This window comes from Rhizobium sp. CRRU65 (genome assembly GCF_048551595.1).
GTDB lineage: Bacteria > Pseudomonadota > Alphaproteobacteria > Rhizobiales > Rhizobiaceae > Rhizobium > Rhizobium leguminosarum_J.
This window is the reverse complement of the sequence record NZ_JBLYZH010000013.1, coordinates 80,115-98,141: the sequence shown is the minus strand read 5'-3', so window position 1 is coordinate 98,141 and position 18,027 is coordinate 80,115. Positions and strand designations below refer to the sequence as shown.

The 18,027-nt window shown below is 59.8% G+C and carries 17 protein-coding genes; 15 read left to right on the top strand and 2 right to left on the bottom strand.

The genetic code is table 11. The features are described from left to right. Positions 1 to 364: 364 nt before the first annotated feature. From ACM5SV_RS24330 to ACM5SV_RS24305, 6 genes are read left to right on the top strand one after another with little or no spacing between them, the layout of a single operon-like run. A complete protein-coding gene (locus tag ACM5SV_RS24330; protein WP_222051627.1) occupies positions 365 to 1,600 on the top strand; it encodes an ABC transporter ATP-binding protein in 1,236 nt (411 codons plus the stop codon). Next, complete coding sequence (locus ACM5SV_RS24325; protein WP_210161229.1) at positions 1,597 to 2,646, top strand: ABC transporter substrate-binding protein; 1,050 nt, start codon at positions 1,597 to 1,599, stop codon at positions 2,644 to 2,646. Before ACM5SV_RS24330 ends, ACM5SV_RS24325 begins: the two co-directional genes overlap by 4 nt. A 9-nt stretch (positions 2,647 to 2,655) precedes the next feature. Continuing rightward, positions 2,656 to 3,483 carry an ABC transporter permease gene (locus tag ACM5SV_RS24320; protein ID WP_032996873.1) on the top strand — a complete coding sequence of 276 codons (828 nt, stop codon included), beginning with the start codon at positions 2,656 to 2,658 and terminating at the stop codon, positions 3,481 to 3,483. Further along, positions 3,476 to 4,297, top strand: coding sequence for an ABC transporter permease (locus ACM5SV_RS24315; protein ID WP_221970997.1), 822 nt, complete (start codon positions 3,476 to 3,478; stop codon positions 4,295 to 4,297). Before ACM5SV_RS24320 ends, ACM5SV_RS24315 begins: the two co-directional genes overlap by 8 nt. Before the next feature lie 45 nt (positions 4,298 to 4,342). Next, a complete protein-coding gene (locus tag ACM5SV_RS24310; RefSeq protein WP_222051628.1) occupies positions 4,343 to 5,764 on the top strand; it encodes a M24 family metallopeptidase in 1,422 nt (473 codons plus the stop codon). A 1-nt stretch (position 5,765) separates the two neighbouring features. Continuing rightward, on the top strand, positions 5,766 to 6,437 hold the full coding sequence (locus ACM5SV_RS24305) for a flavin reductase family protein (protein ID WP_222051629.1): 672 nt from the start codon (positions 5,766 to 5,768) through the stop codon (positions 6,435 to 6,437). A gap of 118 nt (positions 6,438 to 6,555) precedes the next feature. On the opposite strand, the gene ACM5SV_RS24300 is transcribed toward ACM5SV_RS24305, so the two are convergent. Further along, the gene (locus ACM5SV_RS24300) at positions 6,556 to 7,422 is read right to left on the bottom strand and encodes a helix-turn-helix domain-containing protein (protein ID WP_222051630.1); all 867 of its coding nucleotides are present in this window, start codon (positions 7,420 to 7,422) and stop codon (positions 6,556 to 6,558) included. 99 nt (positions 7,423 to 7,521) lie between these two features. Between ACM5SV_RS24300 and ACM5SV_RS24295 the strand changes: the two genes are divergently transcribed. The 9 genes from ACM5SV_RS24295 to ACM5SV_RS24255 all read left to right on the top strand — a co-directional run bounded on the left by ACM5SV_RS24295 (position 7,522) and on the right by ACM5SV_RS24255 (position 17,232). After that, complete coding sequence (locus ACM5SV_RS24295) at positions 7,522 to 8,838, top strand: alpha-glucosidase/alpha-galactosidase (RefSeq protein ID WP_222051631.1); 1,317 nt, start codon at positions 7,522 to 7,524, stop codon at positions 8,836 to 8,838. 187 nt (positions 8,839 to 9,025) lie between these two features. Continuing rightward, complete coding sequence (locus tag ACM5SV_RS24290) at positions 9,026 to 9,820, top strand: DeoR/GlpR family DNA-binding transcription regulator (protein WP_221963526.1); 795 nt, start codon at positions 9,026 to 9,028, stop codon at positions 9,818 to 9,820. Then, positions 9,817 to 10,776, top strand: coding sequence for an N-acetylglucosamine kinase (locus ACM5SV_RS24285; protein WP_222051632.1), 960 nt, complete (start codon positions 9,817 to 9,819; stop codon positions 10,774 to 10,776). The genes ACM5SV_RS24290 and ACM5SV_RS24285 overlap by 4 nt, the downstream gene beginning before the upstream one ends. Positions 10,777 to 10,806: 30 nt before the next feature. Next, positions 10,807 to 12,063 (top strand): ABC transporter substrate-binding protein, encoded by a 1,257-nt coding sequence (locus ACM5SV_RS24280; RefSeq protein WP_003562431.1) that lies wholly within the window; start codon positions 10,807 to 10,809, stop codon positions 12,061 to 12,063. Beyond that, positions 12,060 to 12,977 carry a carbohydrate ABC transporter permease gene (locus ACM5SV_RS24275; protein ID WP_003562432.1) on the top strand — a complete coding sequence of 306 codons (918 nt, stop codon included), beginning with the start codon at positions 12,060 to 12,062 and terminating at the stop codon, positions 12,975 to 12,977. The genes ACM5SV_RS24280 and ACM5SV_RS24275 overlap by 4 nt, the downstream gene beginning before the upstream one ends. 23 nt (positions 12,978 to 13,000) lie before the next feature. Continuing rightward, positions 13,001 to 13,834 carry a carbohydrate ABC transporter permease gene (locus tag ACM5SV_RS24270; protein ID WP_020486869.1) on the top strand — a complete coding sequence of 278 codons (834 nt, stop codon included), beginning with the start codon at positions 13,001 to 13,003 and terminating at the stop codon, positions 13,832 to 13,834. An 11-nt stretch (positions 13,835 to 13,845) separates the two neighbouring features. Beyond that, positions 13,846 to 14,799: an SIS domain-containing protein gene (locus ACM5SV_RS24265; RefSeq protein ID WP_222051633.1), complete on the top strand. Its 954-nt coding sequence runs from the start codon at positions 13,846 to 13,848 to the stop codon at positions 14,797 to 14,799. After that, the gene (locus ACM5SV_RS24260) at positions 14,796 to 16,094 is read left to right on the top strand and encodes a D-tagatose-bisphosphate aldolase, class II, non-catalytic subunit (protein ID WP_222051634.1); all 1,299 of its coding nucleotides are present in this window, start codon (positions 14,796 to 14,798) and stop codon (positions 16,092 to 16,094) included. The genes ACM5SV_RS24265 and ACM5SV_RS24260 overlap by 4 nt, the downstream gene beginning before the upstream one ends. A 67-nt stretch (positions 16,095 to 16,161) precedes the next feature. Then, positions 16,162 to 17,232, top strand: coding sequence for an ABC transporter ATP-binding protein (locus ACM5SV_RS24255; RefSeq protein ID WP_128438863.1), 1,071 nt, complete (start codon positions 16,162 to 16,164; stop codon positions 17,230 to 17,232). A 99-nt stretch (positions 17,233 to 17,331) separates the two neighbouring features. Here the strand turns inward: ACM5SV_RS24255 and ACM5SV_RS24250 are convergent, their stop codons facing one another. Next, positions 17,332 to 18,012, bottom strand: a complete 681-nt coding sequence (locus ACM5SV_RS24250) for a redoxin domain-containing protein (protein WP_222051635.1) — start codon at positions 18,010 to 18,012, stop codon at positions 17,332 to 17,334. Positions 18,013 to 18,027: the final 15 nt, after the last annotated feature.

Sequence of the window (18,027 nt, the reverse complement as noted above, 5' to 3'; positions counted from 1 at the left end):
TATATTTCGCATGAAGTTTCGAACATATGATGCACAATTTTTACGCTTGCCGGCCCTGCCGCATCACTTTTGACCGCCGCATTCGCTCACAAGACCCAAAAACACCTCTTCAGATGCCAAACCCCGCGCTTTTCGGCGCTTGATCGCCCGTTCAGGGGCCGTGGCTGTTTCTATCTGATGCCCATTTAATATACGAGGCTGGCGAAAATTTATACAAAAAGTAAATGCGCATTCTAAATAGAATAATTATTATTACAAACTTTCGCAAGTTTGTAAGTCAAAAATATCTATTTATTTTCATAGACTTGTTATCGCCGTCAGCGGCGAAAGACAAAACTGGCACGCCGCTTGCAAGTCGTTTCTCATGAACAAGCTCGACGCAAAATTTCTCGCCGGACCGCATCTCCGTCTTGTCCCGGAGACCGCGCAGCAATCCGTGACCTCGACCCAGCACCAGGGAGGCCCTATGCCAGGCATACCGAATATGGCTGAACGCAAACGGCTCAGCGTTCAGGGCCTCACACACAGCTATGGTGGCCAGAATGCCATCAGCGACGTGGCCTTCGATATCGAGGCCGGCGAGATCGTTGCCCTGCTTGGGCCGAGCGGCTGCGGCAAGTCGACCGTGCTGCGCGCCATTGCCGGGCTGATCCAGCCGAAGACTGGCAGGATTGTGCTCGGGGAGAAGGACTTGGCCGATGTCTCGGCCCGCTCACGCGGCGTCGGCATGGTTTTCCAGAACTATGCTTTGTTTCCGCATCTGACGGTCGCTGAAAACATCGCCTATCCGCTCGCCTGCCAGAAGCTTCCTCGCGCTGAGCGCAAGGCGCGCGTCGAGGAGATGCTGTCTCTCGTCAGGCTCAAGGATTACGGCAACCGCCTGCCGCGGGAACTCTCCGGCGGTCAGCAGCAGCGCGTCGCCGTCGCCCGCGCCATCGCCGGGCGCCCGTCCCTTCTTCTGCTCGACGAACCCTTCGGCGCGCTCGACCGCGCCTTGCGTTTCGATCTGCAGGTCGAGCTACTGCACCTGCAGAAGACGCTCGGCATCACGACGCTGATCGTCACGCACGACCAGGAGGAGGCCCAGAGCCTCGCAAACCGCCTGGTGCTGATGAACAAGGGCAATGTCGAGCAGATCGACACGCCGATGACCGTCTATGACCGCCCGAAGACGCTCTTCGTCAACACCTTCATCGGCCAGGCAAACCTGCTCAATGGAACGGTGCTGCGGCTCGATGCCGCCAGCACGCTGATCGGCCTTGCCAATGACCGGACCCTGCTCCTGCCGCGCCGGCTGAATTTCACCCTCGGCTCGAAGGTCACGATCACCTTCCGGCCGGAAGAGGTTCGCCTGTCGACGCAACCGAGCGAGAGCACTCTGCCGGTTCACATGACCGTTTCCGTGCCGCTCGGCCCCTCCCTCGTCCATGACCTTGTTCTGGAAGACGGCACCGGCCTGCGCGCCTCCGAGGTCAGAGGCCCCACCACATTCATTCCTGAACCGGGAACGCCGCTATTTGCCGAGATCGACACCGCAAGGTGTCACGCCTTTCCGGCCGAACCGGAAACCATGAGTGAAGAAACAGATCAACAGAGGTGAACGAGATGAAGGACTTTCAGATTACCCGTCGTGGGTTCGGTTTCCTGGCGGCCGGTGTTGCCGCATCGGCCATGCTTCCATTTGCCGCCCGCGCTGCCGGCGGCGGAGCCGTTGCCGCCACTTTCCCGGGCAGCTGGGAAGACGCCTACCGCACTGTGCTGACGCCGATGGTCAAGGATGCAGGCTATGACCTGACCATTGCCCCGGCGATGGCGCAGGACCAGCTTGCCAAGATCATGGCAAGCCCCGGCAACCCGCCCTATGACACGCTGCTGATGTCGCCCGGCCAGATGGCCGTCGCCATCGAGAAGGATCTCATCCAGAAGATCGATCCGAGCAAGCTCAAGAACTGGGGCATGCTCGATCCGTCCTTCCAGGGCGAATACGGCCCGACCGTGACCATCGAAGTCAACGGCATCGCCTACAATCCCGATCTCGTTCCGAAGCCGAAGGGTTATCGCGATCTCTTCGAAAACCCGGCCTATAGCGGCAAGGTTTCCTGGACCGGCTTTGCCTCGAACACCGCCGTCATGGCCTATACCGAGATCGCCAAGATCTTCGGTTCCGGCCCCAACGACATGGACGCCGTCTTCAAGCTGTTCAAGGATCATCCGGAGCATCTGAAGGGCGTGGTCGACAGCACCAACCACCAGATGACGCTGTTTCAGCAGGGTGAAATCGCCGTTTTCATGTGCTCGACCGGCAACGTCGCCCGCCTGAAGAGCCTCGGCCTCAACGCCGAGTTCGTCCAACCCGAAACCGGCTCGCCGGCAGCCCCCGTCAACATCCACCTGACCAAGGGCACGGCCAATCTCGATGCGGCCTATGCCTATATGGATGCCGCGATCTCCAAGGCCGCCCAGGACCAGCTCAAGGAGCCGCCGACCGAGATGTTCCCGACCAACAAGGATGTGGCGCTGACACCTGGCATCGAAGCCTATGTCACCCGCGACCAGATCAAGACCATGGTCTATCCGGACTGGGTCGCGATCAACAAGAACCGCGACGGCTGGATCCGCCAGTTCGACGCCCTCGTTGCCGGTTGAGGTGATGTGATGAAGGCGAGCGGCTTCCCATACGTCCTACCGATGCTGTTGCTTTCCGTGGCGTTCTTCGCAACGCCGCTCGCCGTCCTCGTCGGTTTCAGCTTCGCCGGGCCCGGCGGAGCGACCCTCGAACATTATGCCCGCTTCTTCGGCGACGCGTTCAATTTCCGCGTCCTCGTCAATACCGCAAGGCTTGGGCTCGAAACCGTCATCGGCACGACCTTGCTCGGCGTACCGATCGCACTCCTCTACTGGCACGGCGGCCGAAACCTTCGGCAGGTGCTGATTTTCCTGACGCTCATTCCGATGCTGACCAGTAATGTCGTGCGCACCTTCGCCTGGATCGTCATCCTCGGACGCCAGGGGCCGATCAGCGAAGCGCTGGTCGCGCTCGGCCTGACGGGAATGCCGACCAGCCTGCTGTTTACCGAACTCGGCCTGGTCATGGCCATGTGCCAGATCGACCTGCCGCTGATCATCCTGCCGCTGATTGCCATCCTGTCGCGCACGCCGGTGCAACTGACGGAAGCGGCTCAGGTTTCCGGCGCCGGTCCCTGGCGCATCCTCGTCACCGTGCTTCTGCCGCTGATGCTGCCGGGCCTGCTGGCGGGCTGGATCCTGGTCTTTGCCAGCACCAGCAGTTCCTTCGTTACCCAGGCTGTCATCGGCGGCGCGCGCAACGTCTATGTGCCGCAGCTGATCTACCGCGAGGTCGGTACGCTGTTCGACTGGCCGCTGGCCTCGGCCATCGCCGTCGTCCTGCTGCTGTCCACCGGCTGCCTGCTGGTCGCCCTTACCATGATGTCCCGTCACAGGAGGTTGGTCGGTCATGCCTGATCGTCGCGAAAATCCCATTCCCGTCATGCTCTATAAGGCATTCGTCTACGGTTTCGGCGGCCTCTGCGTCATCTATCTCGTGGCACCCATCGTGATTGCGCTGACGATGTCGTTTACCTCGGGGCAGACATTGAAATATCCGCCGCAGGGCTTTTCGCTCAGGTGGTATGCGGCGCTGCTCGATCCGGTGCGCTCGGCAACCGAACATATCGCCGCCTGGAATTCGCTGAAGATCGCCGGCCTTGCCGTCCTCGGATCGCTGATCTTTGCGGTTCCGGCAACCATCGGCATGACGCGCATGAAGCGCAGCGCGGTCGGCACGATCGAGCCACTGCTGCTCGCCCCGCTCGTCCTGCCGAGCCTGGTCTACGGCCTTGCCGCCCTGATCGTCGCCAATTTCATCGGCTTCAAGCCGTCGCTCTGGCTGACCGTATCAGGCCATGTCGTGGTCTTCGGGCCGCTGATGTACCGCGCCGCCTCAGTCGTCGCCCAGGGTCTCAATCCCTCGCTTGCCGAGGCATCGACGACGATGGGCGCGAGCTGGTTCATGACATTGCGGCGCGTGACCCTGCCGCTGCTGATGCCCGGCATTCTGGCCGGGGCATTCCTCGTCTTCATCCAGTCGCTCGACAATGTGTCGGTATCGCTTTTCCTCGCCGATGCCCGAACGACCGTCTTGCCGCTGCGCATGTTCGCTTTGATCGAGGAATCCCTCGATGTGCGCGTCGCGGCAATCTCCGGAATTCTGATCGCCGTGACGCTGGTCGGACTGCTGGTTGCCCGGCGCGTTCTCGCGCCGCCGCGGCAGGGCTGAACGATCCGCCATTTGACCTATGCTTGAATTGGAAGGAACAAACTGATGAACATGCGCGCGACAAACGCAGGCCGCGGGATGGGATCGCTGCTGGCCGATTTCCAACCGGATTTCGACTTCTCCGCGCCCTTGCCGCTTCCTGTCGAAGAGTTCGAGGATCGCCTTCGCAGAATTCGCCGTCAGGCGGTCGAGGCCGGTCATGACGCGCTGATCGTTCACGCCGGCAGCGTCGGCTGGTTCCACGCTTCGAACGCCTATCTTCGCTATATTTGCGACTGGATGCGCGAAGGCGTGCTGATCATCCCGACCGACGCCGACAAGGCGATGGTGCTTCTCTCCTTCTTCACGCAGTCCGTCCTGCTCCCGCCGGGCGGCGAGCCCGTACTCGTCGACGAGATCTGGCAGATCGGCCCGATCGGCCGCGAATATGCCGACCGTCCCGGCGATTCCGTCATCAAGACTGCCGAAAAATGCGCCGAGGTTCTCGCCAGCCTGGGCCTCGCCAAGGCCCAGATCGGCAGGATCGGCGACCGTACGTCGCTGACCTTCTGGTCTGCACTCGAGGAACTGCTGCCGAAGAGCAAGTTCGTCGCTGACAACGCCATTTTCGACCGCATGCAGAAGGTCCGCTCGCCGCGCGAGATCGAGATCTTCCGCGCCGCCGCCCAGCTGATCAGCATCGGCACGCAGGCCGCCTATCATGTGGCAAAATCAGGCGTGACCGACCATGAAATCCTTGCCGCCTTCACCTATGCGCAGATGGCGCTCGGCGGCGAGACGGGCGACGGCTATCAGATCGGCATCAACGAATTCGGCACCCATTGCGGCAAGCCCTATGGCCATATCGTCCGGCCCGGCGACCTCATCAACCTCTATATCTCCAACGTCACCTATCGCGGCTATACCGCCCAGACCGCCCGGATGATCGCGGTCGGCGACATCAGCAGCCATCAGGAGGATGTGCTTGCCGCCTGCACCGAAGGCGTCAAGCGGGCCGAGAAGCTGATCAAGCCCGGCGCATTGATGCGCGACGTCAACAATGCCGCCTTTGAGCCGATGATCGAGCGCGGCATGCTGACCTCGCCCGAGGCGCGCACCATGCCTTACAACTGGTCTCCGATGGAAGACGGCGGAGCACGCCTGATCCCCCATCAGTATGTGAAGGACATCGACTGGGAGGCACAGGGCCGCAAACTCATGCACGTCTATCCGGCAACGCACGGACCGCACAATCCGAACCTCGGCCATTCGGTCGGCATGGCCGGCGGCCAGAACAGCTTCAACATCTCCTCACATAACTACGACAGCATGGAGGAGGGCATGGTCTTCGTGCTGCACACGCAGTGGCTGGAACCGCTGTCGGCCGGCTGCAATATCGGCGACATGTATGTCGTGACCAAGGACGGCTTTGAGAACCTCAGCCGCCATACCCCGCTTGAAACCCACCGCGTCGCTGCCGAGGCCTGAGATGACCCATCATAAACAACACACGCATTTCGATTTCGCCAAACTGACCGAGCGCGAGCGTTACAAGATCCTCATCGGCACGGTCATTCCCCGCCCGATCGCGCTGGTGACGACGGTGAGCAAGGATGGCAAGCCGAATGCCGGCCCGTTCAGCTTCTTCAACGTTCTGACCCATGATCCCGCGATTGTCGCCATCGGCGTCGAAAACTATTCCGACATGCGCTTCAAGGATACGGCCCGCAACATCCGCGAAACCGGCGAGTTTACGGTCCATATCTGCGATGACGCCCTTGTCGACCAGATGGAGGTCTGCGCCATCAAGTTCGGCCCTGAGGTCGACGAACTCTCCGAAGCCGGACTGGTAACGGTACCGGGACAGATGGTCAGAAGCCCTCGCATCCTGGCCGCGCCCGCAGCACTCGAATGCCGCCGCCACACGACCCTGCAGGTCGGCCCCGCCCGCGAAATCATTCTCGGCGAGGTCCTCGGCGTCTATGTCAGAAGCGATGCAGTCAATCCGGCGAACCTGCACATCGACCAGCAGCGAATGGATGCCGTCGGCAGGATGGGCGGCCACACCTATGCCAGGACGCGCGACCAGTTCGACATCAAGACTCTGACGAAGGAGGAGTGGGCTTTGCGCCAACAGCTTTCGAATGCGGCCACCGCTTGAGCTTGCCACTCCGAGCTTTACTTCACGGACCGTGTCCGATTTTAACGCCGGCATATCGAGCATCAACTCGTTCTTGTCGATCCCACGAACAATTCGGAGGTCGACAGTTCATATCGCATCAAGGCGCCGGAGTGTTCCTGGAGTTCACCGCTTCCCGGAAATGACGGGGGGTCGTACCCGTTCGCTCCTTGAAAATCTCGTAAAAGCGACTGCTGGAACCAAACCCGCAGTCAAAGCCGATCTGGAGGACAGGATCGTCCGTGTCCGTCAGCAGCTGCATCGCCCGGGCAATCCGATGTCGGGTCAAGTATTCGTTGACTGATATTCCCAAAACCTTTCGGAAAGCGCTGTTGGCGGTGCTTGGATGCATGCCCCCAAGCTTGGCGAGATCGGCTACGCTAATCGGATCTGCGTATCGGGTATTGATGAGATCGATCAGCAGCTCGACGTGGCGCACCGCGTGGCCGGCCAACGATGTCGGAGAGACTTTGGTTGGCGAATTGTCGCTTTCAGCATTGTCCAGGATCAGACGTCGTATTCGCAGTCGTGCTTCCTCCACGACCAATTTCCGTCTTGCCGCACTACCGCACTGCCATTCCTTTTGCCATCGTGGGAGGGTCAATGCATCCATCGTTTCCTGATTTCCCTGCGCCAGAAATCTCCCCTGCATGATCGACTGCCTTGCCTTTCTGTCCACCGGCAGACCCAGGAAATCGACAAGAGGAAGATAGAGACACACCAGCGGTGCGTTTTCGCTAACAGCGATCGTCTGATGCGGAATTGCGGCCCAGAATAAAACCAGGCGGCCGGCCTCAACCTGTTCCTGCCTTCCATTGAAAAGGTAGGTCATCCGGCCTGCCATCAGCAGGTTTAATTCAACGTGGTCGTGCCAGTGCGGTGCGGCCATCGCATCAGCGATGTGACGCTCGATCAAGAACTGCCCTCGGGATCCAATCCATTCGCCGCGGCTTTGGGTATGTTTCATGTGTCTGAGACTCGAATCCCGGAATTAATAGGCCGATGTCAGGAAGAAATTTCGATCTAGAAGGAGCAATAAGCAATCACAACCCTTGGGGAGATTGCAATGCCGAAGATTTGCCTGGTAGGCGCTGGTAGCACCGTTTTTGCACAGAACATTCTGGGAGACGTCCTGTCCTCGCAGAGTGGCGGCGACTACGTCATCGGCCTCTTCGATATCGATCCAGAGCGGCTGAAGACGTCAGAGATCGTCGCTCGCCGGATCTGCGAGTCGCTTAAGCTTTCAAACGTCAGGATCGACGCCACGCTCGACCGGCGAGAAGCGCTGCGCGGTTCCGATTTCGTCATCCTCATGATGCAGGTCGGTGGCTACAAACCGGCGACCGTCACGGACTTCGACATTCCAAAAAAATATGGCTTGCGTCAGACGATCGCCGACACCCTTGGCATTGGCGGCATTTTCCGCGGTTTGCGGACGATACCAGTCCTTGAGGCGATCTGCCGAGACATGCAGGAGGTTTGCCCGCAGGCTCTTCTGATGCAGTACGTCAACCCAATGGCCATCAACTGCTGGGCGATCAAGGATCTGGCCCCGGAAATCCGCACCGTCGGCTTGTGTCATAGCGTGCAGCACACAGCTGGGCATCTCGCGCAATGCCTCGGCGAGGACATTGCCGACGTGAACTATGTTTCGGCTGGCATCAACCACGTCGCCTTCTTCCTGAAATATGAAAAAGTTCACAGCGACGGGCGGCGGGAAGATCTTTATCCGAGACTGAACGCGCTCGCCACCGATGGCCGCGTTCCGCCGGACGATCGGGTGCGTTTCGATGTTCTCAAACGGCTCGGCCACTTCGTCACCGAATCCAGCGAACATTTCTCCGAGTATACCTCCTGGTACATCAAGGAGGGACGAGGGGATCTGATCGATCAGCTCAATATCCCGTTCGACGAATACATCCGGCGCTGCGAGGTGCAGATCAAAGAATGGCATGCCCTGCGCAAGGAACTGGAAGGGGACAAGCCGATCGAGGTGTGCCGCAGCAACGAATACGCGGCCGGCATCATTCATGCCGCGGTAACCGGCAACCCGGCGCTGATATACGGCAATGTCCCAAACAACGGCCTGATCGAGAATCTGCCCGATGAATGCATCGTGGAAGTGCCTTGTCATGTCGACAGAAACGGAATTCAGCCGGTCCGGGTCGGTCGGATCCCCTCTCAGCTTTCCGCCGTCATGAACTTGAGCGTTTCCGTTCAGCAGTTGACAGTCGAGGCGGCTCTGACAAGAAACCGCGAGCGCATCTACCAAGCCGCTCTGCTCGATCCGCATACGTCTGCGGAATTGTCTCCAGACCAAATCTGGAACCTTGTCGACGACCTGATCCTCGCCCACGGCGATTTGTTGCCAAGATATCGGTGAGATCCCGCGGATAAGCCAGCCACAAGCGCATGGCAGGTCATTCGTTTAGACGCGTCGTGAATTCACGGCGCGTTTTTTCATTCCAGCGCCCTCCAATAAATCAAAAAACGTCATAAAATTGATTGACATTGATCATTTGAAATGAAAACATGATCGAAATTGGGATCGGCCGTGAGGGAGGTTTTCGTTGAGCCAGGCAGTTGGAGTGAAGGTCGATCGACTGGATGCCATTCGCAGCCATCTCTACGCGAACGGCTTTTCGACCATTCAGGCGCTTGCCGATGCGATCGGAGCATCGCTTGCCACCGTTCGTAGAGACCTGCAGATCCTTGAGCAGGAGGGCGCCATTGATCGCGTGCATGGTGGAGCGCGCATTGCCGAAGGATCGTCGGTTGAGGTTGCATTTCAGGAGCGCGAAAAGCGCCATTTATCGGCCAAACGGGCGATTGCCACCGCCGCCTACGACTTGCTTCATCCGCGTACGGCGATCTTTCTCGACGCGGGAACCACCGTCCTGCAGCTTGCGCGCCTCGTTCGCATCAACCCCATGCCGCTCAGGATATTCACCAACGGCCTGACGGTAGCGCAGGAATTCCTGAATATTCCGAATTTGGAAGTGGTGCTTCTCGGCGGTCAGTTGCGCAGCGAGAATGCGTCGCTTGTCGGACCTCAGGCGGAGGCAATGCTGGAAACTTTATGGTTCGACCAGCTCTTTCTTGGCGCCAGCGCCATTAGTTCCGACGGCTCGATCTACAGCGTGGACAGTGCGGAAGCGAGCCTCAACCGGCGCATGCTGGCTCGGTCGGCCAATCGTTTCGTCCTGGCCGATTCCTCGAAATTCGGAACCACGGCGACCTACAAGGTCGCGCCGCTGGACACCGCGAAAGTCATTACCGATTCCGGGCTTTCGCGGCATTGGCGTGACGAGCTTGTCAACTTCGGCGTCGACGCAACGATCGCCGATCTGAGGGCGAAAGGGTGAGCAACGAGCTGATCCTCGGCATCGACGGTGGCGGAAGCAAGGTGCTGGTTGCCCTCGCGGACAAGCGTGGCCGGATATTACGGCGTTCCCGTGGCCATGGCGTCAATCCCATGGACAATCCGAATTGGCTCCAGGAGTTGGAGCAGCATCTCCTTCCCTTTCTCGATGAAGGAAATCTGGCGGCCGTCGCCGCAGCACTGCCGGCCTACGGCGAGGTTGAGCGCTTGTCGGCTCTACAGCGCGATGCGATCGAGCGCCTGTTCCTAAACGTCCACCGCCGCGTCCTCAACGACGTCGACGCGGCGCACCTTGGTGCTTTTGCCGGCGAGCCGGGTATCCTCCTTCTTTCCGGCACGGGTTCAATGGCATGGGCGCGTAATTCCAAAGGCCAGTCGGCCCGCACCGGCGGCTGGGGAGACCTCATCGGTGACGAGGGCAGCAGCCATTGGATCGGGCAGAGGGCGCTCAATCTCGTCAGCCAAAGCCTGGACGGGCGTGCCCCGACAACGGCTCTCGCAAAGGCCTTGTTTGACCATCTTCGCATCGACTTGAGCAATCCGATGAATGGGCTCGGCGATTGGGCCAGCTCCCTGGCGAATGAACGGGCGGATATTGCAGCAATTTCGGCCCTCGTCGATCAGGTCGCACTTGGCGGCGATAAAGGGGCGGTCGGATTGATCGAGCAGGCCGCCGATGAACTCGCGAAGCATCATCAGGCAATTGCCGGCCATTGTGATCCGAATGCCGACTGGACCTATGCCGGCGGTACTTTTTCGAGCCGGCTTCTTTTGCAGGCGCTTGAACGGCGAATTGGCAGGCCCCCGGCTTTGCCGAAACTTCCCCCGATTGGCGGCGCGCTCCTGGCTGCCGCCCAACTTCTCGACTGGCCGTTAGACGACGGCTGGTTCGGGCAAATCGTGGCCACGGCCGAAGGCGGTGACTGCGCATCCCAGTAATTGAGCTCAAGAATAATGAAGGATGGGAACATGCATAAATTGATCTTGCCTCTACTTGCATCGGCGGCCTTGGCAATCGCCGCACCCGCTCTGGGCCAGGACGCCAAGCCGCTTGCCGGTCAGTCGATCACGGTGCTCATGCCATCGCCGCAGGGACCGAACATCGCCTCTGACTTCGAGGCCGAAACTGGCATTCACGTCGACCTGCAGACCCTGTCGTGGGACGACATCCGCCCGAAGCTAGTGACAGCCTTGGTTGCCGGTACAGCGCCAGCGGATGTGACCGAATTCGATTGGTCCTGGACCGGTCAGTTCAGCGCGGCTGGTTGGTATATGCCGCTCAACGACGTGATCGACGCCGACACGTTGAAAGATATCGGCGTTGCCAAGATCTTCACGGTTGACGGCAAATTATTGGGAATTCCCTACACCAACGACTTCCGGGTGATGCTCGTCAACAAGAAGCATTTCGCGGGTGCAGGCATCACCGAGACGCCGACAACTTTGGACGCCCTGGTCGCTGCAGCCAAGAAGATCAAGGAAAAAGGCATTGTCGAGTATCCGATCGGCCTGCCGGTTTCGGCGACCGAAGGCGCGTCAACAAGCTGGTACCTGCTGACCAAGGCCTTCGGTGGCGAACTCTTCGACAAGGACTTCAATCCGCTCTTCACCTCACCGGATTCGGCTGGTTACAAGGCGCTTGCTTTCGAATTGATGCTCCTCAAGGAAGGCCTGGTCGATCCGGCGTCTACCGGCCTGAAGGACAGCCAGATCAACGAGAGCATGTTCGCGCAGGGCATCACCAGCATCATGATCTCCGGCGAGCCTGGTCGTCTTGGCCAGATGAACGATCCCAAGCAGTCGAAAGTCGCCGGCCAGGTAGAGGCGATCCTCGTGCCGACGGCAAGCGGTGAAACGCGCAGTTTCGGCCTTCCGGAAGCGCTGGCTATTCCAAACGTCTCTCCCAACAAGGAGGCGGCGATCGCTTTCGTCAAATGGTTTACCAGCAAGGACTTCCAGAAGAAGAATGCCGTGAACGGCTTCCTGCCGACCCGCACTTCGGCGCTTTCCGAACTCAACGAGTCCGGAAAGCTGAATAGCGGCGACGCTTTGGTGGCGCAGTCGAAGACCGTTGAGCCGCTCTTCCCGCAAGGCACGCCGCCTTGGTACCCGCAATTTTCCAGCGGCGTAAACACAGCGATCAATAGCGCTGCCAAGGGAGAGATGAGCGTCGACCAGGCGATGGAGGCCATCGCTTCCGCCGCCAAGCAGGCGATGGCGCAATGACCGCTTTGGCGTCCGAAGGGGCCACGAGCAAGCGTGGGGTCGGCTTCAACGCCGACGCCACACTCGGCTTGCTGTTGGTGTCGCCCATCGTTCTCACGATGGCAGCTTTGGTCTTCTACCCGATGGGAAGAACCGTCTGGGACAGCCTGCACAGGGTCAACCCCATGCAGGCCGGCACGCCATTCGTCGGTCTTGAGAACTACAGCCGAATGCTGTCGGATGGCCAGCTCGCGACGACCTGGAGCAACACGCTCATATACGTTGTTCTGGCTGTCACCGCCGAAACCGTGTTCGGCGTTCTTGCAGCCGCTCTCATCAATCAGATCAAGGTCGGGCGGCAGTGGGTTCTCGCAGCGGTGATCTTGCCCTGGGCGTTGCCCGGCGTTGTGAACTCGGTCATATGGCTTTGGATTTATCAACCGGGCGCGGGCCTGTTGAACGGCATTCTTTCGGCGCTCGGGCTCCCCTTCGAAAATCACGTCTGGTTCAACGATCGCACCAGCGCCATCGTCGCCGTAACGGTGGTCCACGTCTGGCGCATGATGCCTTTGACGATCGTCATCGTCCTTGCCGCGATGCAGAGTATCCCTGCTCATCTCTATGAGGCTGCGCGGATCGATGGGGCCACGCGCATTCAGATGTTCGGATGGGTAACCCTGCCGCTGGTTCGCAGTGCGATCGCTGTCGCCATGACCAACGCAACCGTGAACGCTTTCAATCTCTTCGACGAGGCCTGGGTTCTGGCGGGTGCCAGCCTTGAGACCCGACCGGTGCTCGTCCAGATCTACCTCGAAACCTTCCAGAATCTCCGCTTCTCGTATGGCATGGCGCTATCGGTGGTGATCACTCTCGTGTCTCTGCTGATTTCGCTGGTCTACGTCCTTCGTGTCTATCGCAACACACGGTTCGACTGATGAAATCCGCTATTGCCTATCGCATGATGATTTGGACCGGTGTCGTCGTCCTGTTGATCTGGTCCCTGGGGCCGATCTACTGGACCATCGCGAGTTCGGTTACTCCAAGCGAAGACTTCTCGACCCGACCGATCAACTTCTTTCCGCAGCACTTTACGCTCGATCACTACTCGCGGCTGCTCGGCATCAATATCGCCCGGATCGGAGGTGTGGAGGTGTTCAAACAGTTCCGTGCCGCATTGCTCAATAGCGTGGTGACATCGATCGCTGCCACGCTGCTTTGCGTCGCGATATCCTCTCTTGGGGCTTACGCGTTCACCAGGCTGCAGTTTCCTGGCCGCAAAGCGCTTTTTGTCGCGGTCGTCGCGACCCTCGCCATTCCTGCCTACGCTGTCTTGATCCCGCTCTATCAGATCATGATCAAGCTGCATCTCGTCGATACCTATCTGGGTGTTTCGCTGATCTATGTCTCGGCCTTCCTGCCTCTGTCGCTCTGGCTGTTGCGGAGCGTGTTCGAAGCTCTTCCGATCGCACTGGAGGAAGCGGCCCAACTCGACGGAGCAGGCCGGCTCTACATCTTCTTCAACATCGTCCTGCCGTTGGCCGGACCGGGTCTGACGGCAGCGGCAATCCTTACGTTTCTGGGTGCCTGGGGACAGTATCTCGTACCGCTCATTTTTTCACCGCAGGCGACGAAGCCGCTAACGGTTCTGATTCCGGAATTCGTAACGAAGAACTTCATCGACTACGGGCTCATCACAGCGAGCGGCTCGATCGCCATCGTCATCCCCGCCCTCGTCGTCATTTTCCTCAACCGTTACCTCGTCAGCGGCCTGTTGGCTGGTTCAGTCAAATAATCGGAGACTTCATGAACACGACCGAAAAAGTCATTTTCGAGCAATTTCCCTACTGGGATAAGGCGATCGGCTCGAATTCAGCTGCCGATAGGGCGGAGCTGCTCGTCTTCGTCGGCTGCGGCACATCCTTCAATCTTGCACTCTCGCTGGCAGCCTATGCCAATATGGCCGGACGCAAGGCAATCGCGGTGCCCGGTGCCGAATGGCAAAACCGCCCCTCGGCCTTCTGGCCGGAGTGGCGCAACACGCACGTCGTCGCACTTTCCCGGAGCGGCGAGACGACGGAGACAGTCGCCGCCGCAAAGGCAAGCCGCGCCGCCGGCGCCTTCGTGACGGCGATCACCGTCGAACCGGAAAGCTCTCTGGCGAAAAATTGCGATCGGATGGTCGCGGCCGAAACCCATCCGGACGAAGGGATCGTCATGACGGTATCGGCGAGCCTCATGGTCCTTCTCGGTTTGCAGATGATCGGGCAGAAGGTTCCTATCTCTGTCGTGAATTCCGCCCGCAAGCTCGCAAGCGCTCTCGATGCCGCACTTCCTGGAATTATCGCCGACCGGTCGCACTTCGTCTTTCTCGGTGGCGGGCCGCTCTTCGGCGTCGCCCTGGAGGGAGCGCTCAAGCTCATGGAAATGAGCCAGATCATGACCCAGGCCTTCCACCCGCTGGAATACCGGCATGGGCCGATCAGCCTCGTTGACGGGAAGACGGTTGCGGTCATGCTGTACAGCTCCGACCAGAGGGAGGCGGAGACGAAACTGGTGGGAGAACTGAGAGAAAAAGGCGCAGTCGTCATCGGTGTGGGTGGTCCAGGCGATCTGGAACTCGCCGTCGGTGTCGATCTGTCGCTTGCGGGTCTCGTTGTCCTTCCGGCGCTGCAGGTCCTCGGCGAACGGGCCGCGCAGGCTCGGCAAATCGACACGGTCTCTCCCCGTCACCTGACGAAGGTCGTGACGCTCGCATGACGTCGATCGAAGAGAACCGGCAGATCGCGTTGCGAAAGCTTTTCGGTGCCCGGAACCTGCCTTTTCCCCATGGCGTCACTTCGGTCTGCTCGGCGCATCCGCTGGTCATTGAGGCAGCCCTTCGGCGGGCCGGCATGGAGCACCGGGCTGTCCTCATCGAAGCCACCTGCAATCAGGTCAATCAGGAGGGCGGCTATACGGCGATGACGCCTGTGGACTTTCGCCGGTTCATCGAGGACATCGCCGCAGCGACTGATTTTCCGGCCGAACGCATCATCCTGGGAGGCGATCACCTCGGTCCCAACCCCTGGAGAAAGTTGGCGGCCGAGGAGGCAATGCTGCGCGCTACCGCTATGGTGACGGCCTATGTCGAGGCAGGGTTTGAAAAGATTCACCTGGACACGTCGATGGGCTGTGCCGGTGAACCAACGGCGCTCGATGACGAATTGACCGCGGCGCGAGCCGCTCGATTGGCAAAGGCCGCTGAGGAGGCCGCTCTTCGTTCAGGCCGCCGTCCGCCGGTCTATATCATCGGAACCGAGGTGCCGCCTCCGGGTGGTGCAACGCACGCACTCGAAGACATCGAAATTACGCGGGCCGATGCGGCGATGAAAACGCTGGCAGTTCATCGGGCGTCGTTTGCCGAAGTAGGTTTGGCGTCGGCAATGGAGCGGGTCATTGGGATCGTGGTTCAGCCGGGCGTGGAATTTGGCAACACGGACGTGGCGCTCTACAAGCCTGAACGGGCCAAGAGCCTCATTGGTTCGCTGGACGACATGCCCGGCTTGGTTTTCGAAGCACATTCCACCGACTACCAACCGGCCGAAGCCTTGTCTGCTCTCGTTGACGGCGGCTTTGCAATCCTCAAGGTCGGGCCGGGGCTGACTTTCGCGCTGCGCGAAGCGCTATACGGTCTCGATGCGATCGCTGATGTGCTTGCCGGGAAGACGCCACGAACCGGACTGGTGACGACCATGGAAAAAATCATGGTCGAGCAGCCGGCAAGCTGGACGGGCCATTATGGCGGCAGTCCCGATGAGGAGCGACTGCAACGGCATTTCAGCTATAGTGATCGAATTCGCTATTACTGGCCGGATCCTCGCGCATCCGCCGCGGTCGGCGAATTGTTCAGCCGGCTCCCCGACGAAATTCCCGAAACTCTGATCAGCCAATATCTCGGTCGACTCTATTCCGACGTGGTGTCAAAGCGGGTCGCTCCGAAGGCCCGCGAACTCTGCCTTGCTGCGGTCGACACGGTATTGGCACCTTATTCAGCCGCCACGGCAAGCCGATGAGCAATCGACAGCCGTGTCAGACAAGCGGCTGCGTCCCGAAGATATCAACATTCAGCCGGAGAAAGTTATGGCGTCAGTAAGTGTGGCGAATGCCCGCAAGAGCTACGGTCACTTCGAGGTTCTGCATGGGGTGGACATCGATATCCAAGACGGCGAATTCGTGATCCTGGTCGGTCCGTCCGGGTGCGGGAAGTCGACATTGTTGCGGATGATCGCCGGCCTCGAAGAGATTTCAGCTGGCCGGATATCGATCGGCAGCAAGGTCGTGAACAATGTCGCACCAAAAGAACGCGATATCGCGATGGTTTTCCAGTCCTATGCGCTCTACCCCCATCTGACAGTCGAGGCGAATATGGGTTTTTCGCTGAAGCTGGCGAAAGCACCCAAGGAACAGACCAGGCAACGTGTTCGAGCAGCCGCTGAAATTCTTGGGCTCGAACATCTGCTCGACAGATATCCGAGAAATCTGTCGGGTGGCCAACGCCAACGTGTGGCGATGGGCCGTGCCATCGTTAGAAATCCGCAAGTCTTCCTGTTTGACGAACCATTGTCGAACCTGGACGCGAAGCTGCGGGTGCAGATGCGCTCGGAAATCAAGCAACTGCATCAGCGACTGAAGACAACGACCATTTACGTCACTCACGATCAGATCGAGGCCATGACAATGGCCGATCGGATTGTTGTGATGCGGGACGGCTTCGTCGAGCAGATAGGCTCGCCACTGGATCTGTACGACCGGCCGGCAAACCTTTTCGTGGCGGGCTTCATCGGTTCGCCGGCGATGAACCTTATTCGAGGCCAGGTCAGCACGTCAGGGCCGCTGGAGTTGATCACGGACGGCGGAGCTAGGCTGCCGCTGCCCGAAGCAGCGCCATTGGAACGCGGCGCGCAGCTTATCTACGGCATTCGCCCTGAGCACCTTACAATCGGACAGGGTCCTGTTGCCGCTGAGGTCGTCCTCGTCGAACCCACCGGTGCCGAGATCCAGGTAACCACGAAGTTTGGTGCGGATCACCTCGTTGCGACGGTAAGAGAGCGCCTTGATCTCCACGCCGGCAACCAGATCGTCATTACCCCGGACCTTAGCAAACTGCATCTGTTCGACGCGAAAACCGAAAAGCGGTTGAGGTCCGTCTAACCTGATGATTTTTGCGGACTGGCGGAACGTGACATGGAGCTCAAGCTGATGACAGGTCGGAGACGAGTTCGCCAACACTGGCGGACGGGTTCGCTGCAGTCAGCGTCCAAGGCTGTCAGCGGCGGCGATGATCTCCGCTGCGGTCGGGAAGATGGAGAGGCTGTTCGGTCCGTCGAGCGCCTCGATTTGTGTCCAGCCGATGGTGCCGTTCGCATTGACCAGGAAGTGCCCGACGAGCTGAGTAGCATGGTTCGCGAAGATCGCATTATCGGCCTCGTCAAGCTCGAAGCCGTCCTTGGCGTTGAGCGCCGTGTTGGCTTCCATCGGGTGCAGCGGTTCCGGTAGCTCACCCGTGGGGTTGATGCGTGCCGCCTGGAATTGCGCCATCGTTGCGCCATAGGGCCATTCGGGCTGCTCGCAGCTCCCTTCGGGCAGGAACTCGCCATGCGGCACGCCGTAGGCCCGATGCGTGCGGCAGTCCGGATCACATAGAAGTGTTATTGGCGTCGGCCGGTGGCGGAAATACAGGCGGGCACGTTCTACCGGCGTGTTGATAACGGCCACGGTCTCCACCCCGGCGGCGCGCAGGGTCGGCTGTACGCCGGCAAGCTGTTCTAGCTGGCGCCGGCAGAACGGGCAGTGCAACCCGCGAAAGAACCCGATCACGAACGGGCGACCGCTCAAGTCGGCGAAAGAGACGGTTCCGTCGAAGTTGGCCGTGGCGAGTGCGAAGGCGGGGGCAGTTTCTCCTGGTTGCAGCGGGCGTTTCTGGTCTCCCATGGAATAATTCCTTTA